Source organism: Psychrobacter sp. HII-4 (assembly GCF_904846595.1).
GTDB lineage: Bacteria > Pseudomonadota > Gammaproteobacteria > Pseudomonadales > Moraxellaceae > Psychrobacter > Psychrobacter celer.
Map to the genome: position 1 here is coordinate 1 of NZ_CAJHBJ010000079.1, position 2,624 is coordinate 2,624.

2 protein-coding genes and 1 pseudogene are annotated in these 2,624 nt (G+C 38.7%); 2 read left to right on the forward strand and 1 reads right to left on the reverse strand.

Annotated features, from left to right (window positions below; translation table 11 throughout):
- The first annotated feature begins 149 nt into the window (after window positions 1-149).
- Both JMX98_RS13680 and JMX98_RS13685 read left to right on the forward strand, forming a co-directional pair.
- A protein-coding gene (locus JMX98_RS13680) for an IS3 family transposase (RefSeq protein WP_201587366.1) occupies window positions 150-1,333 on the forward strand; the annotation gives its coding sequence in 2 pieces (ribosomal slippage) (window positions 150-423 and window positions 423-1,333; 1,185 coding nt in all).
- A gap of 91 nt (window positions 1,334-1,424) precedes the next feature.
- On the forward strand, window positions 1,425-2,108 hold the full coding sequence (locus tag JMX98_RS13685) for a hypothetical protein (protein ID WP_201587367.1): 684 nt from the start codon (window positions 1,425-1,427) through the stop codon (window positions 2,106-2,108).
- Window positions 2,109-2,267: 159 nt separating this feature from the next.
- Here the strand turns inward: JMX98_RS13685 and JMX98_RS13690 are convergent.
- Window positions 2,268-2,489, reverse strand: a pseudogene (locus JMX98_RS13690) (integrase core domain-containing protein); the annotation flags it as partial.
- Between the last annotated feature and the right edge of the window lie 135 nt (window positions 2,490-2,624).

The window sequence follows — 2,624 nt, forward strand, 5'->3', positions numbered from 1 at the left end:
TAATCTCTTACACAGTGTCTAGACACTAAGGTTATACTCATACTCTCAATGCTCATGAATAATTACTTTATTTTATCAACTTTCGTTGGCAGTATTAAGCGGTTATTCAAGATACAAGGTTATACTATCACCAAGACTGGAGAGAAGATATGACCACCAAACGCGGACGCTACAGCCAAGAATTTAAGCTAGAAGCCATTAAACTGGTTGAAGATCAAGGTAGGAAGATACCAGAAGTAGCCAACTCATTAGGTATCGGCAAAACCACCTTAGAGAATTGGGTATATAAATACCGTAAAGAACAGCAAGGTATCATGCCATCAGAAGGCAAAGCCCTAACGCCTGAATTACGGCGTATACAAGAGCTTGAAAAACAGGTCAAGCAGCTTAAGATGGAGCGAGATATATTAAAAAAGGCATCTGCTCTGCTAGCCCAAGACAATCTCAGCGTCTATCGCTAATAACCAAGCTTGCAGAGCATCATAAGCATATTAGCAAACACAAGCTATGTGAACTGTTTGGGGTTGTTAGAAGCAGCTATTACAACAGTACTAAATCTAGGTCTATAGACATTGAACTTATAAGGCTCAAAGCCTTAATCAGAGAAGTATTTGAGCAGTCAAATGGCTCGGCTGGTGCAAGGACGGTATCTGCTATCGTCACGCATCAACATGACATTAAACTCACACGCTACAGAGCAGGTAAGCTGATGGCACAAATGGGGTTGATTAGTCGACAGATAAAATCACATAAGTACAGGTGTTGTGAAAAATTCCATAAAGTTTATGGAAACATACTAGACCGTCAGTTTGCGCCCACTGCACCAAACCAAGTGTGGACAGGTGATGTTACTTATATTCGTATCAAAGGTGGATGGTGTTATTTAGCCATCGTTATGGATTTATATGCTCGACGTATTGTTGGTTTTGCCTTGTCAGATAGCCCGAATACTCAGCTGACCACATCTGCACTAAAAATGGCATATCACATAAGACTTGAGCCTAAAGGCGTGCTGTTTCATTCAGATCAAGGCAGTCATTATACCAGTGAAGAGTATGCTAAATGCGTAGCCAAGTGCAATGGTATGTCGCATAGTATGAGCCGACGAGGCAACTGTTGGGACAATGCACCTACAGAGAGGTTCTTTAGAAGCTTTAAGACAGAGTGGATGCCAAAAAACGGCTATGACAATATTGATGAGGCTCGGCAGGCAGTAAATGATTATATTTGGGGCTATTATCAAAGTGTAAGACCACACAGCTTTAATGAGTATTTAACACCGAGCGAGAAAGAGAGACTTTATTTCAACACAAACCTCTTAAGTACTGTCTAAAAATATTTGACCACTACACTTCAACACAAAAACCAGGGTGGCAAATTATAAAACCTGGTAGAAGAAAGCCAACACATAAAGGGCAAACACAATGAAATTTTATTCAAAAAATAGCGATCAAGAATATTTTAGCGAGTTTTGGGCACCTCAAAAAAAATTTTTAGAAGATGAAGGTGGCGAGCTACTAACAACAGACGAAGCTAATATGCATCCATTTGATGATCTAATAGTAAAAGGCTCTAAAGGAATTACTGAAACTGATGCGATGAAACCAAGACTAAGCGAAGATTACCACTACTTCTGCATACCATATGAACTTGGTGAAGAAATAAAAGATAGTTTAGAGCCTGAAAAAATAATTACTAATCTGATTAACGATAACTTAGAGACGCCTATTTTTATAGTATCTACAGACGCAAGTTTTGGTTGTTTTGCTAAGTGTCAATATATAAATGAAGATATAATTTGGAACTTTGCATCCCCTCATCTAAATACTCCTTTTTTAATCTTCAATGAAAAAAAAGAAGTGTTTGCCTTAATAGACTATGACTTGCCTTTGCAGATTATTGGTTATCAGCACTCTATTGTAGATAAACACAATTACATAGCCAATCAAGTGGGTCAAAGTAGTTGGGACACGGTCTTTGATAGATATGCCAGCTACATCAACATGCCCCATCTTTTTGATGAATACTACAGATTTTTATTGCCTAAAGAGGTAGTTAAGGCTCTGGAATCAATGGTAATAGCTCCTCCAAACCGACCAAATCAATGAATAGAATACGCTAAAACGCTCTAACCCCTAGATACTTTAGCAGTAGCATAACCTTAGTGCCTACTCGCACTTACCATGATGGTTGAGAATAACTTATGCGTTTGAACCGTTTATTTGTTGTAAATACCCCATTCTTAACACAACATCATCGTAGAATAATTAAGCCACCTGTCTGTACTCAGCAGGTGTCATATCATTAAGTGAATCATGGGGTCTTTCGTTGTTATAAACCTTGATCCATTCCTCAGTCAGTTGAGTAACTTCGTTTAAATTATTAAAAAGATAACAGTCTAAAACCTCATTGCGGTAACTGCGATTAAACCGTTCAATATAAGCATTCTGATAAGGACAGCCAGGCTCAATATAATCAATATAGATGCCATGAGCTGAGAGACCATCCCGAATTCTGTGTAACTGCGATTTAGATTAAATGTCTGCTGATACGGTCATCGAACATAATCATAAAGCGATTGAGCGCCGCCGTCCAGTTTCGAATCGGCATTGACCACCTTGACG

What these genes read in the sequence shown, in the direction of transcription:
- JMX98_RS13685 (WP_201587367.1), top strand. Translation starts at nt 1,425, where the DNA reads ATGAAATTTTATTCAAAAAATAGCGATCAAGAATATTTTAGCGAGTTT.